This is a genomic window from Ferrimonas gelatinilytica, from assembly GCF_039544205.1.
GTDB lineage: Bacteria > Pseudomonadota > Gammaproteobacteria > Enterobacterales > Shewanellaceae > Ferrimonas > Ferrimonas gelatinilytica.
In genome coordinates, this window is record NZ_BAABLF010000008.1 from 47402 (window position 1) to 68557 (window position 21156).

Sequence of the window (21156 nt, forward strand, 5' to 3'; positions counted from 1 at the left end):
ACATCTCACTCCAAACCGCCGCCGCTGCGCCGCCAGGTGCTGTGGAAACTGTTGCTGCCAATGCTCCTGCTTCTGGCCGGCGCAATGGCAGCCAATCTCTACCTGGAGCAGCGCCGCTGGACCGTTGAAGCCAACCTCCACCTTGAGGATGAGCTCATGGTACTGGCAGAGCGCCTCGGCGGGCTGCTCAACGGCGTGACCCTGATCATCAACGGCAGCGCCAACCAACTCGGCCATGGTGCCCTGCCCGACGATGACGCCCTCTACCAGCTCACTCGTCACCACCTTCACAGCAACCCGGTGATCTTCGGCAGTGCCGTGGCACTGGAACCGGAGATATATCAGCGTCGCTTTGCTCCCTACAGCTGGCGCGGTCCGGCGGGGATCAGCAGCATGGATATCGCCGCCAATGCTTACGACTACAGTGACGGCAACTGGGCCTGGTGGACCCTCCCCCGGCGCCACAACACCCCCCAGTGGACACCCGCTTACTTTGATGAAAGTGCCGGTAATATCCTGATGACCAGCTACAGTGCCCCCATATTCATTGATGGCATTTTTCACGGCGTAGTCACTGCCGACCTAGCACTCAACACCCTGGCCCAGCAGCTCAACCTGGTTCGTGATGAACTGCTTATCGCCGACGACCAGAGTCGACTGCTATTCCATCCGGACCAGGAGAAGATCCTGCGTAACCGATTGGAAGAGCTGGTAGAAGACAATGCGGAGGAATCGACGCTGCTCACCAGGTTGAAGCAGGAGAAGAGCGGCACAGCTCGTCTGACCCTCAACAGCGGTGAAGAGCTGGTGGTGGCGTTTCGTCGCCTGCCACAGACCCAATGGCTGATGATGTTGATGCGCCCCGTGGCCCTGGTGGATGCCCCCATCAATAGCCAGTACCGGCGCGGGTTGGGGCTTTTGCTGCTCTACACCCTGCTGTTCAGCCTGATCGGCTGGATTCTTTCTCGCCGGCTGTTACAGCCTCTGGAGCAGCTTCGGCACCGGGTCATCGCCCTGCAACACGGAAGCCGGACGTTGGCTCCTCTAGCTTCACCAGGCACCGAGGAGATCCAGGCACTGGACCAGGGCCTGTTAAACATGGCCGCCAGTCTCCAGGAGCGGGAGGCACGCCTCCAGGATGCTCACGGTAACCGGCTGGCAGGGCTGCTGGAGGGGATGGGGGATCGCGGTTTCTACCTGTCGATGGATCCCCAGGGACGACTGCTGCAGGTCAGCGACGGGGTCGAAGCCCTGCTTGGCTATGAGCCGGACCTCTTTCGCGACAAGTTTGCCCGCCTGCTGACAGACCACCCAGACAACGAGACCAACTGGCATTATCAGCAGCAGGTACTCGCCGGTGTTCCCGTTCCTCCCCACCCCCTGGAACTTCGCCACAGGGAGGGTTACCCACGCCAATTCAACGTCTACCTGCAGCCTATCCGGGATGAACATGACGAGATCCTCGGAGCAGAGGCACTGCTGATGGACATCAGTGAGGAGGTGGAGGCCGGCCGCTGGTACCAGTCGATCCTAGAAGCCGCGCCGGATGCCATCCTGCTGGTGGACAGCGAGGGTAAGATCACCTATCTCAATGACCGCCTGACCGAACTCACCGGTCACGATAAAGCCAAGCTGATCGGCCAGCCTGTGGAGCAGCTTCTCCCGAAGGCGGCTCGGGAGCGCCACCCGGAACTGCGGCAACGTTTTCTCAAGGACCCGCGACCCCGGGCCATGGGCCAAGGGCAGGATCTCAGCCTGATGCGCGCCGACGGTTCCGAGCTGGCGGTAGAGATCAGTCTCAGTCAGCTGCCCAAAAGTGCCGGGCGGGACAGCATGACCGCCGCGATACTGCGTGACATCAGCGAACGCAAGGAGCAGGAGCACGCCCTCAAGGAGACCCAGCGCCAACTGGAAACCATCACCGAATCCGTTCCCGGCGTGGTTTTCCAGATGGTCAGCCAGCAGGAGGCACCTCGGGTACGCTTCACCTTCATCAGCGGTGGCATCGCCAAGGTGCTGGGGTTGACCCGGGAGCAGATACTGGCGGATCCCCTCACCCTGCTCTCCCGGGTAGCGAAAGAGGACCGCCATCATCTGGAGGGCGCCCTCAAACAATCGGTTGAGCGCGGTGAGGACTGGAACATGGAGTTGCGAATGGCACCCCACGGTGGCCCTCAGCGCTGGTTCAGCATCGGCGCACGATACGACCGGGATGAGCAGGGTCAGTCACGCTGGAACGGCTTCCTGCTGGATATCACGGAGCGGCGAAAGATGGCCCAGAAGCTGGCGGAGTCCGAGTCTCACTTCAGAGCACTCTTTGACAACGCGGGGATCGCTATCGTCACCCTCAGTCCCACCGGCGTAATCAAGGAGCTGAACGAGCGATTTATCCAGTTTGCCCAGTTACCCCCGGACCAATTGATCGGTCAGCACATCAGTCAGCTTCTCCCTGCGGAGGACCGGGATCCCTTTAACCGTAACCTTACCCCGCTGCTGAAGGGGGATAAGCCCCACCTCGCCTGTGAGCTACGCTATCGCAAGGCGGATGGCAACCTACGCTGGGCCGACCTTCGCGCAGTCCGGCTGACCCAGGAGGGCAAGCCGGATCGGGCCGTCGTACTGACCATGTCCGACATCACCGAGCGACGTGAGATCAACGAAGCCCTGCAGCAAGCCAAGGAAGCCGCTGACACCGCCAACCAGGCCAAGAGCGACTTCCTGGCCAACATGAGCCATGAGATCCGGACCCCGATGAACGCCATCATCGGCCTGACACAGCTGTGTCGGCAGACCGAACTGACCCCTCGCCAGTCCGATTACCTGCGCAAGATAGACTCCGCCAGCCAGTCACTGCTGGCCCTGATCAACGATGTGCTGGACTACTCCAAGATCGAGGCGGGCAAGCTGGAGCTGGAACAAACGGAGTTTGCCCTGGACGAACTGCTCGAACGACTCTCTGACCTGTTTGCCAGCAAGGCCCACGACAAGGGGATTGAACTGCTCTTTTCTGTCGCCCCCCAGGTACCAAACCGCCTCTGCGGCGATCCGTTGCGGCTAGGCCAGGTCCTCACCAACCTGCTCAGCAACGCGCTCAAGTTCACCGAGAAGGGGGAGGTGGTACTGAGCATCGATGGGGATGACCGGATCCGTTTCTCGGTTCGCGATACCGGGATCGGCATGAACCCTGCCCAGCAGCAGCGGCTGTTTCAATCCTTCAGTCAGGCAGACAGCTCTACGACCCGAAAATATGGTGGCACAGGCCTGGGACTGGCGATCAGCCGCCGCCTGGTGCAGCTGATGCAGGGCGAGATCCGGGTCGACTCCACCCCCGGCCACGGCAGCACCTTCTACTTTGAACTGCCCCTTAAGGCCGCCGCCCCCGTGCAGCGCCCCATGCCCACGGAGCTTTCGGGCATGCCTCTATTGCTGGTGGACGACAACGATACCGCCCTGGATATCCTGGAACATACCCTCAGCAGCTTCGGTTTCACCGTCATCCGGGCCCGTAGCGGTCGGCAGGCACTAACCCAGTTGGAGGATGGCCTGCCGGAACTGGTGCTGTGTGACTACCGAATGCCCAAAATGGATGGTCTGATGCTGTCCCGCAAGCTGATCAAGCAGGGGATCTCACCCTCCCGTATCCTTATCCTGACCGCCCACCAGGATGAGCCGCTGTTGAAGGCGATAGAGAAGCTCGGCCTGGCCGGTCACCTGACCAAACCGGTCAACCCCAGTCGTCTGCTGGACGCCCTATTGGTGGCTCTCGGTAAACAGGGACGACATCACCCGATCCGCACCCAGCAGGGGCCCAGGCTGAGCGAGACGCAGCAGGCATACCTGAAAGGGAAAAAGGTCCTGCTAGTGGAGGATAACCCCATCAACCAAGAGGTCGCCTGCGAGTTCCTGGAGCAGCTCGGTCTGGAGGTGACGTGGGCGGAGAATGGCAAACAGGCGCTGCAGAAGCTGGAGCAGAGCCAGTATGACCTGATACTGATGGACTGCCAGATGCCGGTGATGGATGGCTTCGAGGCCACCGGCGAGATCCGGCAGCGACTGAAGCTGACGGAGCTTCCCATCGTCGCCATGACCGCCAACGCCATGGCCGGAGACCGGGAGCGCTGCCTGGCGGCAGGCATGGATGACCATTTGCCCAAACCCTTTGAACTGGCGCGGCTCCACCAGGTTCTCTGGCAATACCTTGGCGATCCCTCGCTGGATAGTGGGCCTGCCCAGAGCAGCGCATCCCCGGATGAGCCGACGCAACCGGGCTGGCCTCATCACCCCCTGCTGGATGTGGATCGCGGTTTACAGCTCCTTCAGGGCAGCCGCAGGCTCTATGACCACCTGCTACGCCGCTTTCTCAGCTCCTACCGGGACGCCATGGCAGAGCTGAAGACCCAGCTGGCAGACCAGGCCTACGAGGACGCCACCCGTCTCTGCCATACCCTGAAAGGGCTCTGCGCCAGCCTGGCATCCCCGGTGTTAAGCCAACAGTTTCAAAAGCTTGAGGAATACTGTAAGCAAAAGCAGGTGGATCAGGCGCTCCTAAGCGAAACCGAGGAGAACCTGCTAAGCCTGATCCAGGCACTGGAGGCCTGGGCCGGCCAGGAATGTCAGGCTGCCCCTCCCGGCGAAGATACCTTCGAGCGACTGGCCCAGCTCAAAGCCCTGCGCACGCCCCTGGAGGAGTACGACCCTGCCGTCGCCGAGCTGGTAGATAGATTGACCCAGGCGAACCCGGCCGACGCTGGCCTCAAGCGTCTGGCTACACTGATAGAGGGCTACCAATACGATGAAGCACTGTCTTGGCTATCACAACTGATTGCACAGAGCGAGGAGGGGCGTAACGATGAGCAGGGATAAGGCCAGCATTCTGGTGGTCGACGATACCGCCGCCAACATCGATGTGCTGGTTGGGATCCTGCAGCCGGACTACCGGCTCAAGGTGGCACTGGATGGCCCGACCGCGCTGAAAATTGCCACCCGAACGCCGCCAGACCTGATCCTGCTGGATATCATGATGCCGCAGATGGATGGCCTGGAGGTATGCCTTCGGCTCAAGTCGGATCCGGCGACCTCCGCGATACCGGTGATCTTCGTGACAGCCTTGGGTGAAGTCTCCGACGAAGCCGCCGGCTTGGCTGTGGGCGCCGTAGATTATATCAGCAAGCCGGTCAATGCTGCCGTGGTGCGGGCCCGGGTGGCCACTCACCTGTCCCTGTACAGCCAGGCGCGCCACCTGGAATCGCTGGTGCAGACCCGCACCGCCGAGCTGGAACAGACCCGCTTGCACATCATCCAGTGCCTGGGACGAGCCGCCGAATACAAGGATAATCAAACCGGCCTGCACGTCATCCGCATGAGCTATTTCGCTCACCGGCTGGCCCAGGCAGCCGGTCTCAGCGAGCGGCACTGCCAGCTGATCCTCACCGCCGCGCCCATGCACGACATCGGCAAAATAGGGATCCCGGATCAGATCCTGAAAAAGCAGGCCCGGCTGGACTCCGACGAGTGGCAAGTGATGCAGCGTCACCCGGAACTGGGTGCCGGGATCCTGGGTGAGTTGAGCTCAGAGCTGATGTCCATGGCCTCCACCATCGCCCTGACCCACCATGAACGTTGGGACGGAAAAGGTTACCCGCGAGGGCTTTCCGGCACCGACATCCCCATCGAGGGGCGCATCGTAGCGATCGCCGACGTGTTTGACGCCCTCACCTCCGAACGCCCCTATAAACCGGCCTGGTCCATCTCCAAAACCATGGCCCAGATAAAAAGCGGGCGCGGCAGCCAGTTCGATCCCGACCTGGTGGATCGCTTCATTGAGCTGGAGCCGGACCTGGTGGCGATCCGCAACCGCTATCTGGACAGCCCCGAGATTGCCTCCACTGAGGAAATCCGCTAGCGTGGCGCCATCAACTTTCGACCCGTCGAGTCCACATGTTTCAGTTACACCCCCAGCTTCACCAAGACTCCAGCCTGATTGGGCACCTGGCAGGCTGCCAGGTCCGGCTTCATCATGACAGTCGCTACCCTTGGCTGATCCTGATCCCCGAGTGCGACGGGATCCGGGAGATCCACCAGCTTCCACAGCCGCTGCGCCAGGATACCCTGGCCGCCTCCTGCGACCTGGCCGAGCTGATGCAGCAGACCCTGCAGGCGGATAAGATGAATGTTGCCGCCCTAGGCAACATGGTCCCGCAGCTGCACATCCACCATATCGCCCGCTTCGAGGGAGACGATGCTTGGCCGGCGCCCATCTGGGGGGCACTGCCAGCCCAACTTTATCCACAGACGCTGCTCCAGGCGGCCATCCAGGACTGGCGCCGCCGGCTGAACGTCCTCCCCAGCTTCCTCGCGGCCGAGGAGTAGGGATCCATAACGCAGGGGGGCAGCCCCCCCTCTTTCTTCTAGGCCCGCTTGAGATAAACCGGGTCTATCTGGGCATAGCCCTGTTCCGAGCTTATCCCAACCTGGCCGTCACTGATATTGATGGAGAGATCCATGGTGCGGGCCGCCAGTGCCGCCAATGACTCCCCCTCCTCGTCGCTGACGGTGAGCACGGACAGGTTATCGAAACGACGGAACTTGCCCTCGTTTTTCTCCCACCAGATCGGTACAGCCCGCTCTCCGTAAGCCAGCACCACCACCTGCCGGGCCCGACCACAGGCCTTTTTCAGGCGCGCCTCATCCGGCGACCCCAGTTCTATCCACAGCTCAATCTCATCGCTGTAGCTCTTCTGCCACAGGTCCGGCTCCTCGTCCTCACACAGCCCCTTGGTAAACTCCAATCGCTCATCGGCATAGAGTCCCCAGGCCAGTACCCGCAGCATCATACGCAGATCCGTCTCTGATGGATGGCGAGCCAGGGTCATGCTGTTTTCGGTATATAGGTGGCGATCCATGTCAGAGAGTTGGATGCGCGCTTTAAAAACGGTGGCTTTGAGCGCCATGACGCCTCGCTTACGTTTACAGTGATGATGGGAAGTGATTTGGGCGCAAGGGTACTGCCCGGCACACCGGCATACAAGTATCAAACCGGTGTAATGGGTGATTTCTTCATTTTTCTCAAATAGATCTTGGGTTCAAGGGAACTGACCGCCCCAGACCGGGTCACAACAAACATTCTTATCCGCAGGGGTTGCACTTTGCACGGCCAACCCCAATAGTAATTCCGACATTTATTAGGGAGAACATCCATGAAATCCATCTTTAAAGTCGGCCTCGTCAGTGCCTCCATCGCCCTGGCCGGTTGCCAGGACGCCGCGGATCAGACCGACAGCGCTCAAGTTCAGCTGCAGAATGACGATCAGAAAGTGGCTTACGCCATCGGTGTATCCATGGCCCAGTACATCAGTGGCAGCCTGGAGCAGCAGGCCACCCTGGGTGTCGAGCTGGACAAGAGCATCATCCTGGCCGGTTTGCAAGACGGCATGAACGAGCAACCTCAGCTGACCGAAGAACAGATGCAGGAAACCCTGATGGCGTTTGACCAGCGCGTCAACGCCTTGGCCCAGGAGAAGCGTGACGCCGAAGTTGCCGCCGCCAAAGCGGAAGGCGAAGCCTGGCTGGCAGAGATGGCCAACGCAGAAGGCGTCGTGAAGACCGAGTCTGGGCTGCTCTACAAAGCCGTCACCGAAGGTGAGGGTGCCAAGCCCGGTGCCACTGACACCGTTACCGTGCACTACCGCGGCACCCTGCCCAGCGGCGAAGAGTTTGACTCCTCCTACGCCCGTGGCGAAACCATCTCCTTCCCGCTTAACGGCGTGATCCCCGGCTGGACCGAGGGGCTCCAGTTGATGTCTGTGGGCTCCAAGTACGAGCTCTACATCCCCTCCGAACTGGCCTACGGAGAGCGCGGTGCCGGTGATCTCATCACCCCCAACACCCCGCTGAAATTCGAAGTGGAACTGTTCTCCATCAACGGTGAACCGTCCCTCGAAGAGGCTTCTGACAAGTAAGGGTTGCCCTCTTGGTGTCAGCACCGCAAAGATAACGCAACGGCCACCCAAGGGTGGCCGTTTTCATACGAATCAAGACCGTGATTGTCACTGCATCGCTCTAGAGGCGGCGTATCGAAATGATGACACGCCCCACCTCAATCCCCCACTTGGTCATTACCGCGACGTTCATCAGTTCCTTCTCGGTCACCAGTGCCATGGTGTCGTCAAAGTGAATCAGCCACCCCCCCTGATCCTCCGGCAAACGCAGGTCATAGCTCCAGTGCAGCACAGGCCCGGAAACCCGGCCCTCGGCAAACCCCTCCACATCTGCAGCTTCCCCCTTAAGGCGACCATCCCCAAGATCGGTCAGGGTCCAGATCCGCTCGCTCTGCTCACCATCGTCCCAGAAGAATTGCTCATCCAAGGTACCGACGTTGCCTTCCCAGCGGCCAATCATGGTGACGGTGAAGCGCCGTGTGACCTGACCACCGCGATCCACCACCATCCCGGTTGCTTCCAATGGCCCGTTGAAGAACGCCCTCATGTCCAGGCTTGGCGTCAGCCCCTGGTACTGAGACATATCATGGCTGGAGCAGGCAAACAGAGGCAGGATGACAAGGCTCAACAGGAGAAGCCTCCACCCCTGGAGGAGTGGCAGTTCCAGTGCTGTCTCGCGCTGACGCTTGACTTGAGTCATCTGAGTACCTCTCATTAATTCTCTCCTATCAGTTCACGACGCAAACTTGGAAAGCGGGTATTGGGGTGCAACCATATGGCGGCAAATTGCGGCCCAAAGCCACTGTCTGACAGGCTACCCAGGGGCTCGCCGTTGAAGAAAAAGTGGCTGCTATCGCCGTCGTAACGAAACATCAGCTCATCCCCCTTTTCTACGTCGGGCCAGAGCGAAGCCAACTGCTTCAACCAGGTTTCACTGGCGTCGGGATGGTACAGGCCCAGACGTTGCCACTCGTCCCGGGTCGACGAAACAAGCTCCTTGGAATCGATATCTCTCAGGTACCTCAGCCGCAATGCCAAAGGGTGGTTAAGACTGCGAAACTCCCCATCCGGGCTGTAAAGGTGCGCTTCGTATACCGGAAACCAGAACACCTTGAGCTTGGTCTTCCCAACCGGTTGAAACTGCTGGAGGGGGTCGCCGCTGGCACTGGCGCTTAAGGGGGATGCTATGGCCCCCATGAGAATGAGGGCAGCCAGACTTGGAGACAGGATCCGCATGAAACCTCCTAGGCAAAGGAGGCCGATACCTATCTACTCGACCTTCTCCGCCGTCAACTGAACGGCACTGATCCGGCGGGTTTCGAAGCCCGCTTGGCAGTAACAGAAGTAGAAACGCCACAAACGGATAAAACGATCATCGAACCCCAGAGTTTTTACCCGTCCCAACTGGGCATCGAAGCGCTGTAGCCAGTGTCCAAGGGTCCTGCCGTAGTCGAGGCCGATATCGGTCAGGTCTCGCATCACCATCTGGGTTTCACTAGCGAGCAGCTCTCCCAACACCCGCACGCAGGGCAGGAATCCCCCCGGGAAGATGTAGGTCTGAATAAAGTCGGTGCTTCGACGGTAACTGTCGTAACGCTGGTCGGCGATGGTGATCGCCTGCAGTGCAAGCCGTCCCCCCGGCTTGAGACGTTGCTGCAGGACCTGGAAATACCCCTTGAGGTAACGCTCTCCCACCGCTTCCACCATCTCTACCGAGACAATCTTGTCGTACTCCCCCTCCAGATCACGGTAATCCTTGAGCAGCAGGGTGATCCTGTCCTGCAAGCCCGCCTCCGCGATACGCGACTCCGCCACCTCATACTGTGCCTGTGACAGCGTGGTGGTGGTGACCCGGCAGCCATAGTGCTGGGCCGCGTAGATCGCCAGGGCGCCCCAACCGGTTCCTATCTCCAGCAGATGGTCCTCAGGCCCAAGCTGCAACTGTTGGCAGAGCCGCTCCATCTTGTTTTTCTGCGCCTCTTCGAGGGTCTGGGCATCGCGCCAGAGGGCACTGGAATAGAGCAGGGTTTTATCAAGAAAAAGACGGTAGAAATCGTTGGAGAGGTCATAATGCGCAGCGATGTTTTTGCGCGCATTGGCCCGCGAGTTGTGACGACGCCAATGACCAACCTTGTGCCCCAGGGAGAGCAGCCAGCCAAACCGGGCTTCCAACCGATCCAGCAGTGCCAAGTTTCGGGCAAACAGTGCGACCAGAGCGGTAAGCTGATCACTCTCCCAATAGCCCTCCATGTAGGCTTCCGCCATGCCGATGCTGCCGCCAAACAGCAGCTTGGGCCAAGCTCGTCCATCGTGGATCACCAGGTTTACTGACCGCCCACCCACTGGCCCCAGCTCGACTCGCTCGCCGCCCTCAAGAATGGTCAGTCGACCGTGTTTAAGCCCACGAAGCAGGCCCAGCGCGGCGTTGCGGCAGAAACGCTGTTCCAGGGTCAGGTCCGGGTAGGGCTGGCTAATCATGGGTCGACTCCTTGCTGTTTCGGGTGGGGGTGAAAACGGGCGCCTTTGCGCCAAAGCTTTATCGCCTCAAGGTAGATCCCCGCGAGGATCTTGACGCTCATCATCGGCGTCCGCCTGATTACGCGGCGAAGGTTCGTGGGGTTCAACGGCTCAGGTTTCAGGTTCACTTCGGCAAAAAATTGCCGCTTGGGATCTCGACAGTCGATACCAATCCGGATCTGCTCCTCATCACAGCGCACTGTCCAGTGGTAATCCAGGGCCATCGGCATGAACGGTGAAACATGGAACGCCTTGCTGTGGGCCCTCTCTCCCGACGACAGAGGCACCAGGTAACAGTGGCGCTCATTCCATGGCGTGTTACTGACCTCCGCCAGCAGGTAACTCCAACCCGAGCCCTGATCCAGCAGGTAGAAGTTGACCGGGCTGAAGTAGATCCCAAAGCAGCGGATCTGGCACAGCATCAGCACCCGCCCCTCCAACCTCTGGCCGGACAGCTCGCTCATGCGGTCGAGCACGGCGGCCTTCAATGGCCCCTGGCCCAGGTAGTCACGGCGTCGAAGGCCGAACCAGGGCCGACGCCACATCGACGCCAGCTCCGGCAGTTCGTCCAGGTCCAGTGCCAGCATGTGCATGGCATAGCGAAAGCGGTGGCGGGGTGGGCGCAGGCGATCGTGACGCACCTCACCGACGGCGATAGCCGAGTTCATAAGCTCACTCCGAAGCGCTCGCACACATCCAGGGCACTGCGAACGCCATCTTCGTGAAAACCGTTGTACCAGTATGCGCCACAGTAATGGGTTCGCCGCTGACCGCAGATAGCGTTTCGCCGCTGCTTGGCAGCTTCCGCGGCGACATCAAACTGCGGATGGGCGTATCGGAACCGGCCCAGCACCTTTTCGGGCGCAATCTCCGTCACCGGGTTAAGCGTCACGCAGTAGGTAGTGGCCCCCGGCAACCGCTGTAGGATGTTCATGTTGTAAGTCACGGCCACGGGAGCATGGGCATCCTCACTGCGCCCCAGCTGGTAGTTCCAGCTGGCCCAGGCGCGAGGTGCTTTGGGCAGTTGCGCGATATCCGTATGCAGCACGACCTCGTTCTCCTGGTACCGGATATCAGACAATATGGCCCGCTCATCCTCACTGGGATCCGCCAGCATGGCGAGTGCCTGATCGCTGTGACACGCCAGTACCACCTGGTCAAACTGATGCTCCTCTCCCCGACTGTCCAGCAGCCTCACGCCATCGGCATCACGCAGGACTTGCTCGATAGCCACCCCCTGCTGCAGGGAGAATCGACCCGCGGCGTGGATCGCCCTAACGTACTGCCAGGAGCCCCCCTCCACCGTGTACCATTGCGGCCGGTTAGTGACCGAGAGCAGACCGTGATGATGGAAAAAGCGCAGGAAGAGGTGCACCGGAAATTCACGCATGTCCGCCAGACTGGTGGACCAGATCGCCGCCCCCATGGGCAGCAAATAGTGGCTCACCATCCAACCTGAAAACCCCTCCTGCTGGAGAAACTCACCCAAGGTGATGTCGGGACAACGCCCCTGCTCCACCAGCTCCCGCCCCAGCTTGTTGAAACGAAGGATCTGCGCCACCATGCGCCAGAACTTGGGGCGAAACAGGTTGCGCCGTTGCGCCAGTAAGGTGTTTAGGTTGTGCCCGTTGTATTCCAGCTTTCCATCCGAGACGGAGAAACTCATCTCGGTCTTTCTACCCTTAATACCCAGGCTGGCAAGCAACGCCTGAAACTTTGGGTAGGTTCGATCGTTGTAGACGATGAAGCCGGTATCCACGGCCATGCCGTCCACCTCCACGGTGTGGGTGTGGCCACCTAGCCAGGACTCGGACTCAAACAACGTCACTCGATGTTTTTGCCCCAGCAGGTGAGCCGTCACCAGCCCCGATACCCCACCACCGACAACGGCGATATTCATGGGCGTTTCATCCATTGACATATCCTTATTTTCAGTCCTTTGGGTAACCAAGAAAGCAGTGTTAGTGTCCAATGCAGACGCCGGGGAAAGGCGATAAACCGACGTCGGCTGGCGAGCCCCTGACGGATCCTTTCGCTGGCTTCCTCCACCGGCATCAGGGTTGGCATGTCGAAGGTGTTACGATCGGTCAACGGTGTTTCGACAAAGCCGGGGGAGATGGCCACCACGCGAACCCCTCGGGGCTCCAGATCCACCGCCAGGGTTTGCGTTAGGTAATGCACCGCAGCCTTGCTGGCACCGTAGGCCTCGGCCCGGGTGAAGGGAAGCAACCGGGCAAGGCTATCAACCAGCGCCAAAGTGCTGCCCGATTGAAGCCTGGGCAGCAGGGGCCCTAGGCAGTGAGAGATGCCGATGAGGTTTGTCGCGACAACAGAATCAAAGGCTTCCCCGTCCCAATTCTCCACATCGAGATATTCACAGGTGCCGGCGTTGAGTATCACCATGTCAGGGCGAGGGCATTCCGTCAGGGCGCGTCGAGCCCCTTCAACGTCCATCACGTCAAAGGAAAGGGGCTGAATCTTATCCGACGCCACCGCTTCGAGTCGTTCAGGATCACGACCGCAGGCGAGCACATCCCACCCGTCTGCCGCGTAATCCCGGGCCAACTGGCGACCGATGCCTGAACTGGCGCCCGTGATCAGAACTGTTGCCATAACTGCCTCATAGTTAACAGAGTTAGCGGGTTTAACGTGCCCTTGCAATGAAAAGATCAGTGAACTAACCGGCCCAGAGCGACGTATGTACAGACATCTTAAGTTGCGCTGAGCGCCTCTGCTTCTTTAAGGAGACGACATGAGTCAGTACCGAGCCCTGCCGCTATTCCCCCTCCCAAGCCATGTGCTTCCAGGCGGACGCATGGCTCTGCGGATCTTCGAGCCCCGCTACTTGAGGATGGTCAAGGAGAGTTACAACGGTACCAACGGATTTGCCATCTGCATGCTCAATGAGCAGGGAAGCGTGGACGCCAACCAGCATATCTGGCCCATCGCGACCCGGGTGCAGATCGTTGACTTTACCCCCCTCGAAGATGGTCTGCTGGGCTTAACCGTCGAGGGGGTAGAGCGGATCGAGATTGGCAGCATTCAAACGCAGTGGGATGGACTTCGAGTCGCGGACGCATCGGCACTGCCTAACTGGCCCGAGCAGCCTGTCAGTGCTGAGCACACTCAGGCCAAGGACTGCCTGAAGCGGGTGTTCGACGACTACCCGGAGCTTCACTCCCTCTATCCACAGCCTCACTTCGATGATGCCAGCTGGGTGGCGCTGCGCTGGCTGGAATTAGTGCCGCTGCCCGGAAACGAGAAGCAGGTGCTCTACCGCCACGCTGATGCTGGCCCTACCCTCACGATGCTCTCCTCTCTGCTGGAGAAACACTGAGGGCCTTCGTGGCTAACTCGGTGATCCCGGGGGAGGGGTGGCGCGTTTAAGTGGAAAATCTCAACCATAGACGGGATACTGAACTCATGTCGTTAGCCACACGGACAGAGCACAGGATGACCACTTCGGCTGAAGCCGGTACCGAACAACACCAGCACTGGTTAACCGCGGTTGCCGAACGCAGGGACAGGCGAGCATTCGCTGAACTTTTTCGCTACTACGCGCCTCGTTTACTCAGTCACGCTCGCAAGCACTTTCAGAACGATGCTTTTGCCGAGGAGATGGTGCAGGAAACCATGACGAAGGTGTGGCTTAAAGCGCACCTTTATCAGAATCACAAGGGCAAGGTTTCGACTTGGCTCTTTACCATCGCGCGAAACGTTCGCTTTGATATGTTGCGGCGGATGCAGGCGAGGCCGGAACAACTCTGTGCCGAGGAGATCTACCTCGATTACGAATCTGAGAGTGACGTCGAACTGGACCACGCACTGGTAGACCAACCGATCCTCAGGCAACAGTTGCTGACTTACTGCGAACGTCTCCCTGAGGGGCAGCGTATCGTTCTTAAAATGATCTATTTTGATGATTTCTCTCAACAGGAGGTGGCCGACGCCCTGTCGATACCGCTGGGTACAGTGAAATCACGCCTGCGGCTGGCGCTGGCTAAAATCCGGGAGTTGCTCGATGACCACCATTAAACACCACCCAGACAACACACTGATCCGGGCCTATGCCGAGGGCACTTTGGCGCCGTCTGTGTCTCTGCTTCTCTCCGCTCACCTGGAGTACTGCCCCAAGTGCCGCGCTGCGGTGCAACAGATGGAGATGCAGTTGTCCGATAGCGTGGTGAGCGCTGAGTCCCGGGGACAGGACTCCGCCACCACGGACCGCCTGCTCGCCAAGCTGCTTCGGGACCTGCCTGAGATAGATGAAAGCTCCCAGGGAAACGAAGTGATGGCGGGAAGCACTGGGGAGATGGGCTCGATATCGGATCTGCCGGAGTTGACCTTGGAAAATCGTCGCTTCGTGCTGCCCCAGGTGTTTGCCAAGCAGTTACACAAAGCCTCAGCCTGGTCTCGCTTACCGGGTAGGTTGCATCAGGCGCGTTTGGGGATAGACAACAGTCACATCCACTTCATCCACATGGATCGCGACAGCCAGGTTCCACCTCATACCCACAGGGGTACAGAGCACACCTTAGTGGTCCATGGCGGTTTTGCCGATGAGCGTGGCGACTACCGGATCGGGGACTTCGTCACCCTGGATGGTCGACACACTCACCAGCCCCATACCGACGATGTGGAGGATTGTCTGGTGATCAGTGCGCTGGATGCGCCGCTGCAGTTCACGTCCGGGTTGGCTCGTATGCTTAACCCGCTCTCCGGGCTGTTCTTTCGCTAACGCGCCATTGACGATTCATCAGGCCCGACAATAGGAAACGCCGCACAAAAGTGCGGCGTTTTGCTACCCACCCCAATGAGCTGCTACTCCTTGTTGCTGAGGTAAACCATCAGGTCCACCAATTGGGGCAGAGTCTCAATACTGGACATGTTGATCTGGTACCGGTTGTTGACGATAAAGCTTGGCACGCTCTGCACCTGGTATTGCTGCTGCTCCACGCTCCAGGCCTTGACCGCTGCCGTCACCGACTCGCTCTTTGCGGCCTGGTCGAACGCCTCACCCTCGAAGCCCGCCTCGACAAACAGCGCACGCAGGTCCGCCAGGTTCTGAATGTCGTTACCGTGATCATCATCCGGCGCACCATGGTTGTGATGCTTGCCCCCAAGGATCTCAAACAGCCGCTCCTTGAGTGCCGCCTTCTGCTCCCCCTGTCCGATCTGCTCCAGGATAGCGAACCCGCGAACCACATCTTCACCGGTCTGATCACCGGAGAAGTTGACATGCTTCTGCTCGAAGGTCACCCCCTGTGCTTCCAGCGCCGGAACGATCATCGGCAGGAAGCGGGACTCCATGTTGTAGCAGGCACCGCAGTAAAGGGAGAAGAACTCGGTGACCAAAGGCCCGTCGCTGACGCCTTGGGGATCCACCACCCGGTAGTGTTTACCCTCGACGAAACTGGCCTGCATCTGTTCGGTCGCTGCCGAGTTCTGAGCACCCTCTTGAGCGGCATTGGAAGCTTCTGGCTGTTCGGAGCAGCCCGCCAGTACCCCAGTCAACAGGAGGGCACACCACGTCATCGTTTTTTTCACATTCACCTCGAACTATATGTCGATCCCCTGGGATCCAAGATTATCCTGTAGCCTAACCCCATGACCCCGGGCCTCGTCAAACCCTCGCTGTAGAATAGCCGGGTAAAGTGTGAAGAGGGCGATATAGCGTTCAAACCCTTTGAACTTGAAAGGGAGATTATCCTTAAGGTCGATGCTGGGGATGGGATATAGTGACAGGCCTTTTTCAGCAAACAGGGAACCTGCTCCATGCGTCTTTTGCTCGCCCTTGGACTCTCTCTGCTCGCCGGCTGTGCGCAAAGGCCTGACACCATAGCGCCAAGGGATTACGCCTTCTCCGCGCAAAGTGACACCAGCCCGAACCGCTTCCGGCTGACCTACTTCGGCCCGCCCGAGCCCCCCCGCCGCAACATGGATCCCACCCCCTCCCCTCGACAAGGGGTAAGCGGAGAGGCACCGGAGTCACTGCCGGGCCAGGGGAACTTAATCAGCGATCACCAGCTCTTCACACTGCTTGAGCAGGAGCTGGACCAACGCCATCTCTGTCTGCAGGGGTACCGGATCCTGTCGCGACGCCCCACCGCCCGGGGTGTGACCATGGAGGGGCAGTGCCTGGACGCAACGCCGGCGGTCAATGCACTCCCGGACAGAGGGCTAAACGACGCGGCGCCCCGAGTGAAGGGCGTTAACTGAACGCTTCACAAACCCTGCCGTAACCGCCGCGGTAACGAGACCAGCCCCACCAAAGCAGAGGTAAGGCGCCCAACAGGGCCAGCCGCAGGGGGGCAGTCAGGGGCAGTAACGCCGCCAAAGCAATCATCAGGGCCGCCCCACTCATCTGGATGCAAACCAGCAGTGCCGAAGCGGTTCCGGCACGCTCACCAAAGGGCAGCAGTGCAGCCCCACCGGAGATCGCCAGCAAGAAGCAGAAACCGATGCTGGAGGCGAAGACCGGCGCCATGAACGCCAGCGGGTGGGCCCAGTCACGCAGCATCACCCATCCCACCATGGCGAGCAGGCATAGCCCCACCCCAAGGGCCAAGCCTCCCCGCTTGCCCAGCCTGGCGATCACCGTGGGCGCAACGAAGGCACCGGAGATATTGATCACCGCATTGGTGCCAAACCAGAGGGCGAAGGCCATGGGCGACTGCGCCATCTCCACCATCAGCACCTCGGGGGCGTAGGAGACGTACGCCAGGATCAGTGACATCGCCAACATGTTCATGATGCTGAAGAACTGGAACACGGGATGGCCAAGAATAGGGGCGTAACGGCCCCAACTGATAAGGGCACCGTGGCTTTGTGTCTTCTCCGGGCGGGTTTCCGGCAGGCGGTGCCAGATCCGCCAGCCGGCGACGGCACCGTAAAGCGCCATGAAGACAAAGTTGGCTCGCCAGTCCCACTGCAGCGTGAGAACACTGCCCAACAGGGGGGCCAGGGCCGGCACGATGCAGATAATCCCGTTGAGGTAGCTGTAGAGCGCGGTCAGCTTATCCTGTGGGAAGCTATCCCGTACCCCGGAGAACGCCGCAACAATGATGGCACAGGTACCCAACCCCTGGAGCAAACGGGAGATCCAGAGCAGTTCAATATTGAACGCCAATGCGCCCATCAAGGCGGAGAGGATGTAAAGCAGGATCCCCCCAATTGCCAGGGGCCGTCGACCATAGCGATCCGCCATGGGGCCAGCCAGCAGCTGCCCCAGCCCCATGCTGAGGACAAAAAGCCCCACCAGGGCCTGCACCGACGCCAGATCCACCGTCAGTGCCTCCGCCATGGCAGGCACCGCCGGCAGGAAGATATCGATCGCCAGGGGGCTGAACACCACCATCAACATGAAAAGGTAAAAGGGGGCGTAACGGGGCGTCGACGGCATCGAGGTTTCCTGGCAGGGGGGATTTGGGGCAGCAATTCTAGGAGATGGCCTTTATGATTAATAATGAATTATCAGAAAGACCATAATTCCAAACTGGAATAGCCCATGTCCGATCTGCACCGTGTCGACCTTAACCTGCTGCAACTGATGCTGATCCTGCTGGAGGAGCGCAGCGTCACCGCGGCGGCTGTGCGGCTGCACCTGAGCCAGTCCGCCGTCAGCAAGCAGTTAACCAAACTTCGCACTCAGCTAGGGAGCCGTTTCAATGACCCCCTCTTTGTGCGCGCCGGGGCGGGTCTGATGCCGACCCCGCTGGCCCAGAGCCTGGAGACCGACCTGCGAACCTGGCTGCAGTTGGGCTGTCGTCTGATCGCGCCCCCCACCTTCACCCCGGAACGGGATCCTGCCCACTTCCGGGTGGCCCTGGCGGAGACCGCGTTTCACTCCATCATTCCCCTGTTGCCGCCGCTGGCACAGCTCGCACCGGGACTCAAACTGAACATGGTGCCCCAACCCCAGGACCAGTTTGAACAACTCAAACGGGGACAGCTGGATCTGCTGATCCTGCCCCGGGACCTAGACCCGAGAGTCAACGCCCCCTGGCACGCGGACCACCTGCCGACCGAGATCCCCAACCGGGAGCTGTTCCGCGCCCACCACATCTGTCTGCTGCGTCGGGATCATCCGGCCCTAAAGGCACAATGGGACCTGGCCGCCATGCTGGCGCTTCAACAGATCCACATCTGGGTGGAGGGGGCGGAGTTCTGGTTGATGGATACGGTGTTGGCCAGCATGGGGCATCGGCGTCAGCCCGGCGCCAAGGTGCCGGACTTCCACAGCGCCGCGCTGATGGCGCAGCATTCGGACATGATGTTTGTGTGTGATGGCCGATTCGGTGCGCGGCTGCAGGAACGCTTTGAGCTGGCCAGCCTGCCACTGCCGTTCGAGTTGGCCAGTATCAGCTACCGCATGCTCTGGCCCCGGTTGCGCCAACGGGATCCGGCGCACCGCTGGCTGAGGGCATTTCTGATCAAGCAGTGCCGGCGTCTGCCCTGAGGCTCAGAACGCTTCGTTAACGGAGAAGTAGAAGCCGCTGTCGCCGTTACCAAACGCCATATCCAGGCGCAGGTTAACCCGCTGCTTCACTTCGAAGCGATAGCCAAAGCCCAGGCTGTGCAACCATTTTTCCCGGCCCAGATCCCTGGCCTCTTCCGCCAGCGTACCGACACCAAACCAATACACCAGGCCATGACGACCGGCCAGGTGATGGCGATACTCCACCTGGCTCAGCAGCATCTGCCGATCCCGGTAGCGGCCGGACTCGTAGCCGCGCAGACGCTGGCTGCCGCCGAGCATGGCCAGTTTGTCCCAGGGGACCGCACCGCGGTTCAGTTCGGCGGCCACCTGCCAGGCCAGGATACCTGGACCCAGTTGCCAGTAATCCCGGTAATCCAGGTTCAGCTTATCGAAATCGGAGTCGCCGCCCAGTGCGGTGTCGTAGATGGCAATATCCGCCTGTAACAGGCGCCCCTCGGAGGGGTTAAGGATAAAATCCCGGGAGTCGAACAACACGTGGGCCGTGATGGCGGTCGTGGTGCTGCTCTCAGGGAAGGGGATCGACGCCGAGGAGAGGATAGGTTGTACCAGCTCCAGATCGTCCGCCTCATCCTGACCAAACTCGAGACCAATCCCGAAATAGGTGCTGGGGAAAACACGGGCAAAGAACTGCGGGTGAAGACGGTATCCCCTGCGGTCAAAGTCGATACGGTTGGCCTCGTTCCGTCCGGCGGTGATGCCGCTGCCATAAAACACCTCCGGAGCGTCCACCACCTCCATATCGATGAACAGGCGGTACTTGTCTTCGCGCCAAAAGGTCTGGCTCAAGATCTGCGCCCCCAGGGCGCCGTTGATGGAGGCAAATCCATTGATGGTCAGCGAGGAGATCTGGGAAACTTGATCTTCCGGGTCGACCACGTAGAGTCCAACCGCCGACACCCCTATCCCAAGCTCCATCTCCGGGGTATAAAAGGGACCGGGCAGGACGCTCCAATCCATCCCCTCATTGGGATCAAAGCCACCATCCGCCCCTAGGTTCTCCAGCAGTGTTTCCATCTTGGCAGAGAGGCGCGTGAACATCCCCGGCGCTTCCTCGCCCTGCTGTGAAGGTGCCGCCCCGGCAAGCTCCTCAACAGGCTCCTGAGCCTGAAGAGGCATGGACAGCAACGCCGTTGCCGTCAATAAAACCTTGTGCATGATACTCCTTATCATTCTATGCGCTTTGCTATGCCGGACGCGCTCTGCGCCCATCTCGGCACCGGGTTAGAAGCGACGCCCCAGCGACAGGAAGCTGGTGTTACGAGCGCCAAAGCCGGTTTCCAGCAGCAACTCCCAGTCGCGGTTGAGTGCATACTGTACTCCAACGACGGTATTCCAAGGCGACGTGCCGCTTTGCACCACTTGAAAATGGGCATCCGGGGCCAGTCGCTCCAGCACACCATTGACCGCATCCGGCAGCCCCAAGTTAAGCAGGCTGCCACCCAGATTTTGGTCCACTTTCTGGTACATTGCCCCGGCAAATAGCCGCAGCTCCCGTCCGCCGTCAAACTGCCAGCGGTACCCGATCCGAGGTGCCGCCACTAAAGTCGTGATCTCTCCGTCGATCAGAGAGAGGTTGGTCAAGGTGTAATTGACGTCCACCAGGGCAAACCAATTCCCTACCCCGCCAGCCAGGGTCGTACCCATACCGTAGGTTGCACCGCTGAGTTCCAGTTGAAACGGCAGGCCAAGAACCTCCGGCGCCAGGTCATTCAGGGTGCCACACAGCAACTTGTTGCCGATGCTCGAAACCAACTCTATATCACAACCAAACTCCCGTATCGGGGCTTCACTGTGACCATCGGTATACCCTAGGATCCCATAGATATTCCAAAAGGGAAACAGCCACATATCTCCCCGAAGCGTTACGTTGTAACCCTCAAACCGGGCGTCGGGCGCATCGATCTGCAACGCTTCCAATACCGGGTGTCCCGTCAAACCGATGCTTTTCACCTCCACCGGGTTACTCATATCCATGTAGGAGAGGGAGAGTCCAAACGGTTTCGGCAGGGTATAGCCGCGGGCCTCAGCCTCTTTCCCCCATATGGGCAAGAGGCGATCATCTGCCAGGACAGGGTGGAAGTTCAGGGTCAGTGCGGGCAGGACAAAACGCAGAGAACGTGACGACATGGTATTTGCGATTCCGTAAAAAAGATCATCTACAGGGGGGCGGTTCGACTCCGGCGAACGCCGGGTGCGCATTAT

20 protein-coding genes are annotated in these 21156 nt (G+C 59.9%); 9 read left to right on the forward strand and 11 right to left on the reverse strand.

All coding sequences use genetic code 11. From position 1 onward, the window contains the following. Positions 1-60: 60 nt before the first annotated feature. Genes ABD997_RS07495 through ABD997_RS07505 form a run of 3 tightly spaced genes read left to right on the forward strand, consistent with a single transcriptional unit; the run spans position 61 to position 6369 of the window. Positions 61-4863 (forward strand): PAS domain S-box protein, encoded by a 4803-nt coding sequence (locus tag ABD997_RS07495; RefSeq protein WP_345316391.1) that lies wholly within the window; start codon positions 61-63, stop codon positions 4861-4863. Beyond that, a complete protein-coding gene (locus tag ABD997_RS07500) occupies positions 4850-5902 on the forward strand; it encodes an HD-GYP domain-containing protein (protein WP_345316392.1) in 1053 nt (350 codons plus the stop codon). The genes ABD997_RS07495 and ABD997_RS07500 overlap by 14 nt, the downstream gene beginning before the upstream one ends. A gap of 35 nt (positions 5903-5937) precedes the next feature. Further along, positions 5938-6369 carry an HIT domain-containing protein gene (locus ABD997_RS07505; RefSeq protein ID WP_345316393.1) on the forward strand — a complete coding sequence of 144 codons (432 nt, stop codon included), beginning with the start codon at positions 5938-5940 and terminating at the stop codon, positions 6367-6369. A gap of 38 nt (positions 6370-6407) precedes the next feature. Here ABD997_RS07505 and ABD997_RS07510 read toward each other — a convergent pair whose 3' ends face one another. Beyond that, on the reverse strand, positions 6408-6950 hold the full coding sequence (locus tag ABD997_RS07510) for a YaeQ family protein (RefSeq protein WP_345316394.1): 543 nt from the start codon (positions 6948-6950) through the stop codon (positions 6408-6410). 246 nt (positions 6951-7196) lie between these two features. Here ABD997_RS07510 and fkpA point away from each other — a divergent pair, with 246 nt between their 5' ends. Next, complete coding sequence (gene fkpA, locus ABD997_RS07515; RefSeq protein WP_345316395.1) at positions 7197-7958, forward strand: FKBP-type peptidyl-prolyl cis-trans isomerase; 762 nt, start codon at positions 7197-7199, stop codon at positions 7956-7958. A 100-nt stretch (positions 7959-8058) separates the two neighbouring features. On the opposite strand, the gene ABD997_RS07520 is transcribed toward fkpA, so the two are convergent. Genes ABD997_RS07520 through ABD997_RS07545 form a run of 6 tightly spaced genes read right to left on the reverse strand, consistent with a single transcriptional unit; the run spans position 8059 to position 13067 of the window. Next, positions 8059-8637 carry a DUF3833 domain-containing protein gene (locus ABD997_RS07520; RefSeq protein WP_345316396.1) on the reverse strand — a complete coding sequence of 193 codons (579 nt, stop codon included), beginning with the start codon at positions 8635-8637 and terminating at the stop codon, positions 8059-8061. A gap of 14 nt (positions 8638-8651) precedes the next feature. Further along, complete coding sequence (locus ABD997_RS07525; RefSeq protein ID WP_345316397.1) at positions 8652-9173, reverse strand: chalcone isomerase family protein; 522 nt, start codon at positions 9171-9173, stop codon at positions 8652-8654. Positions 9174-9206: 33 nt separating this feature from the next. Next, positions 9207-10415 (reverse strand): class I SAM-dependent methyltransferase, encoded by a 1209-nt coding sequence (locus ABD997_RS07530; RefSeq protein ID WP_345316398.1) that lies wholly within the window; start codon positions 10413-10415, stop codon positions 9207-9209. Further along, positions 10412-11122: a DUF1365 domain-containing protein gene (locus ABD997_RS07535; RefSeq protein WP_345316399.1), complete on the reverse strand. Its 711-nt coding sequence runs from the start codon at positions 11120-11122 to the stop codon at positions 10412-10414. The genes ABD997_RS07530 and ABD997_RS07535 overlap by 4 nt, the downstream gene beginning before the upstream one ends. Then, positions 11119-12369, reverse strand: a complete 1251-nt coding sequence (locus ABD997_RS07540; protein ID WP_345316400.1) for an NAD(P)/FAD-dependent oxidoreductase — start codon at positions 12367-12369, stop codon at positions 11119-11121. The genes ABD997_RS07535 and ABD997_RS07540 overlap by 4 nt, the downstream gene beginning before the upstream one ends. Then, entirely contained in the window at positions 12351-13067 is a 717-nt protein-coding gene (locus ABD997_RS07545; RefSeq protein WP_345316401.1) for an SDR family NAD(P)-dependent oxidoreductase, read from the reverse strand. Before ABD997_RS07545 ends, ABD997_RS07540 begins: the two co-directional genes overlap by 19 nt. Before the next feature lie 139 nt (positions 13068-13206). On the opposite strand from ABD997_RS07545, the gene ABD997_RS07550 reads away from it, so the two are divergent. The 3 genes from ABD997_RS07550 (at position 13207) to ABD997_RS07560 (ending at position 15192) form a co-directional block, all read left to right on the forward strand. Next, positions 13207-13791 carry an LON peptidase substrate-binding domain-containing protein gene (locus tag ABD997_RS07550; protein WP_345316402.1) on the forward strand — a complete coding sequence of 195 codons (585 nt, stop codon included), beginning with the start codon at positions 13207-13209 and terminating at the stop codon, positions 13789-13791. A gap of 116 nt (positions 13792-13907) precedes the next feature. Then, positions 13908-14489, forward strand: coding sequence for a sigma-70 family RNA polymerase sigma factor (locus ABD997_RS07555; RefSeq protein WP_345316403.1), 582 nt, complete (start codon positions 13908-13910; stop codon positions 14487-14489). Then, on the forward strand, positions 14476-15192 hold the full coding sequence (locus tag ABD997_RS07560; RefSeq protein ID WP_345316404.1) for a ChrR family anti-sigma-E factor: 717 nt from the start codon (positions 14476-14478) through the stop codon (positions 15190-15192). The genes ABD997_RS07555 and ABD997_RS07560 overlap by 14 nt, the downstream gene beginning before the upstream one ends. Positions 15193-15275: 83 nt before the next feature. Here the strand turns inward: ABD997_RS07560 and ABD997_RS07565 are convergent, their stop codons facing one another. Further along, complete coding sequence (locus ABD997_RS07565; RefSeq protein ID WP_345316405.1) at positions 15276-15989, reverse strand: thiol:disulfide interchange protein DsbA/DsbL; 714 nt, start codon at positions 15987-15989, stop codon at positions 15276-15278. 240 nt (positions 15990-16229) lie between these two features. Here ABD997_RS07565 and ABD997_RS07570 point away from each other — a divergent pair, with 240 nt between their 5' ends. Next, positions 16230-16673 (forward strand): hypothetical protein, encoded by a 444-nt coding sequence (locus ABD997_RS07570; RefSeq protein WP_345316406.1) that lies wholly within the window; start codon positions 16230-16232, stop codon positions 16671-16673. Here ABD997_RS07570 and ABD997_RS07575 read toward each other — a convergent pair. Beyond that, the gene (locus ABD997_RS07575; protein ID WP_345316407.1) at positions 16666-17856 is read right to left on the reverse strand and encodes a multidrug effflux MFS transporter; all 1191 of its coding nucleotides are present in this window, start codon (positions 17854-17856) and stop codon (positions 16666-16668) included. The genes ABD997_RS07570 and ABD997_RS07575 overlap by 8 nt on opposite strands. A gap of 105 nt (positions 17857-17961) precedes the next feature. On the opposite strand from ABD997_RS07575, the gene ABD997_RS07580 reads away from it, so the two are divergent. After that, the gene (locus ABD997_RS07580) at positions 17962-18912 is read left to right on the forward strand and encodes a LysR family transcriptional regulator (RefSeq protein WP_345316408.1); all 951 of its coding nucleotides are present in this window, start codon (positions 17962-17964) and stop codon (positions 18910-18912) included. Positions 18913-18915: 3 nt separating this feature from the next. Here the strand turns inward: ABD997_RS07580 and ABD997_RS07585 are convergent, their stop codons facing one another. Beyond that, complete coding sequence (locus ABD997_RS07585; protein ID WP_345316409.1) at positions 18916-20109, reverse strand: BamA/TamA family outer membrane protein; 1194 nt, start codon at positions 20107-20109, stop codon at positions 18916-18918. Positions 20110-20175: 66 nt separating this feature from the next. Further along, a complete protein-coding gene (locus tag ABD997_RS07590; RefSeq protein WP_345316410.1) occupies positions 20176-21081 on the reverse strand; it encodes a hypothetical protein in 906 nt (301 codons plus the stop codon). Positions 21082-21156 lie beyond the last annotated feature (75 nt).

Excerpts from the sequence above, each read along its gene's own strand:
- ABD997_RS07495 (WP_345316391.1), top strand. The coding sequence starts at position 61 with ATGCTCCTGCTTCTGGCCGGCGCAATGGCAGCCAATCTCTACCTGGAG.
- ABD997_RS07500 (WP_345316392.1), top strand. The coding sequence starts at position 4,850 with ATGAGCAGGGATAAGGCCAGCATTCTGGTGGTCGACGATACCGCCGCC.
- ABD997_RS07505 (WP_345316393.1), top strand. The coding sequence starts at position 5,938 with ATGTTTCAGTTACACCCCCAGCTTCACCAAGACTCCAGCCTGATTGGG.
- ABD997_RS07510 (WP_345316394.1), bottom strand. The coding sequence starts at position 6,950 with ATGGCGCTCAAAGCCACCGTTTTTAAAGCGCGCATCCAACTCTCTGAC.
- fkpA (WP_345316395.1), top strand. The coding sequence starts at position 7,197 with ATGAAATCCATCTTTAAAGTCGGCCTCGTCAGTGCCTCCATCGCCCTG.
- ABD997_RS07520 (WP_345316396.1), bottom strand. The coding sequence starts at position 8,637 with ATGACTCAAGTCAAGCGTCAGCGCGAGACAGCACTGGAACTGCCACTC.
- ABD997_RS07525 (WP_345316397.1), bottom strand. The coding sequence starts at position 9,173 with ATGCGGATCCTGTCTCCAAGTCTGGCTGCCCTCATTCTCATGGGGGCC.
- ABD997_RS07530 (WP_345316398.1), bottom strand. The coding sequence starts at position 10,415 with ATGATTAGCCAGCCCTACCCGGACCTGACCCTGGAACAGCGTTTCTGC.
- ABD997_RS07535 (WP_345316399.1), bottom strand. The coding sequence starts at position 11,122 with ATGAACTCGGCTATCGCCGTCGGTGAGGTGCGTCACGATCGCCTGCGC.
- ABD997_RS07540 (WP_345316400.1), bottom strand. The coding sequence starts at position 12,369 with ATGGATGAAACGCCCATGAATATCGCCGTTGTCGGTGGTGGGGTATCG.
- ABD997_RS07545 (WP_345316401.1), bottom strand. The coding sequence starts at position 13,067 with ATGGCAACAGTTCTGATCACGGGCGCCAGTTCAGGCATCGGTCGCCAG.
- ABD997_RS07550 (WP_345316402.1), top strand. The coding sequence starts at position 13,207 with ATGAGTCAGTACCGAGCCCTGCCGCTATTCCCCCTCCCAAGCCATGTG.
- ABD997_RS07555 (WP_345316403.1), top strand. The coding sequence starts at position 13,908 with ATGACCACTTCGGCTGAAGCCGGTACCGAACAACACCAGCACTGGTTA.
- ABD997_RS07560 (WP_345316404.1), top strand. The coding sequence starts at position 14,476 with ATGACCACCATTAAACACCACCCAGACAACACACTGATCCGGGCCTAT.
- ABD997_RS07565 (WP_345316405.1), bottom strand. The coding sequence starts at position 15,989 with ATGACGTGGTGTGCCCTCCTGTTGACTGGGGTACTGGCGGGCTGCTCC.
- ABD997_RS07570 (WP_345316406.1), top strand. The coding sequence starts at position 16,230 with ATGCGTCTTTTGCTCGCCCTTGGACTCTCTCTGCTCGCCGGCTGTGCG.
- ABD997_RS07575 (WP_345316407.1), bottom strand. The coding sequence starts at position 17,856 with ATGCCGTCGACGCCCCGTTACGCCCCCTTTTACCTTTTCATGTTGATG.
- ABD997_RS07580 (WP_345316408.1), top strand. The coding sequence starts at position 17,962 with ATGTCCGATCTGCACCGTGTCGACCTTAACCTGCTGCAACTGATGCTG.
- ABD997_RS07585 (WP_345316409.1), bottom strand. The coding sequence starts at position 20,109 with ATGCACAAGGTTTTATTGACGGCAACGGCGTTGCTGTCCATGCCTCTT.
- ABD997_RS07590 (WP_345316410.1), bottom strand. The coding sequence starts at position 21,081 with ATGTCGTCACGTTCTCTGCGTTTTGTCCTGCCCGCACTGACCCTGAAC.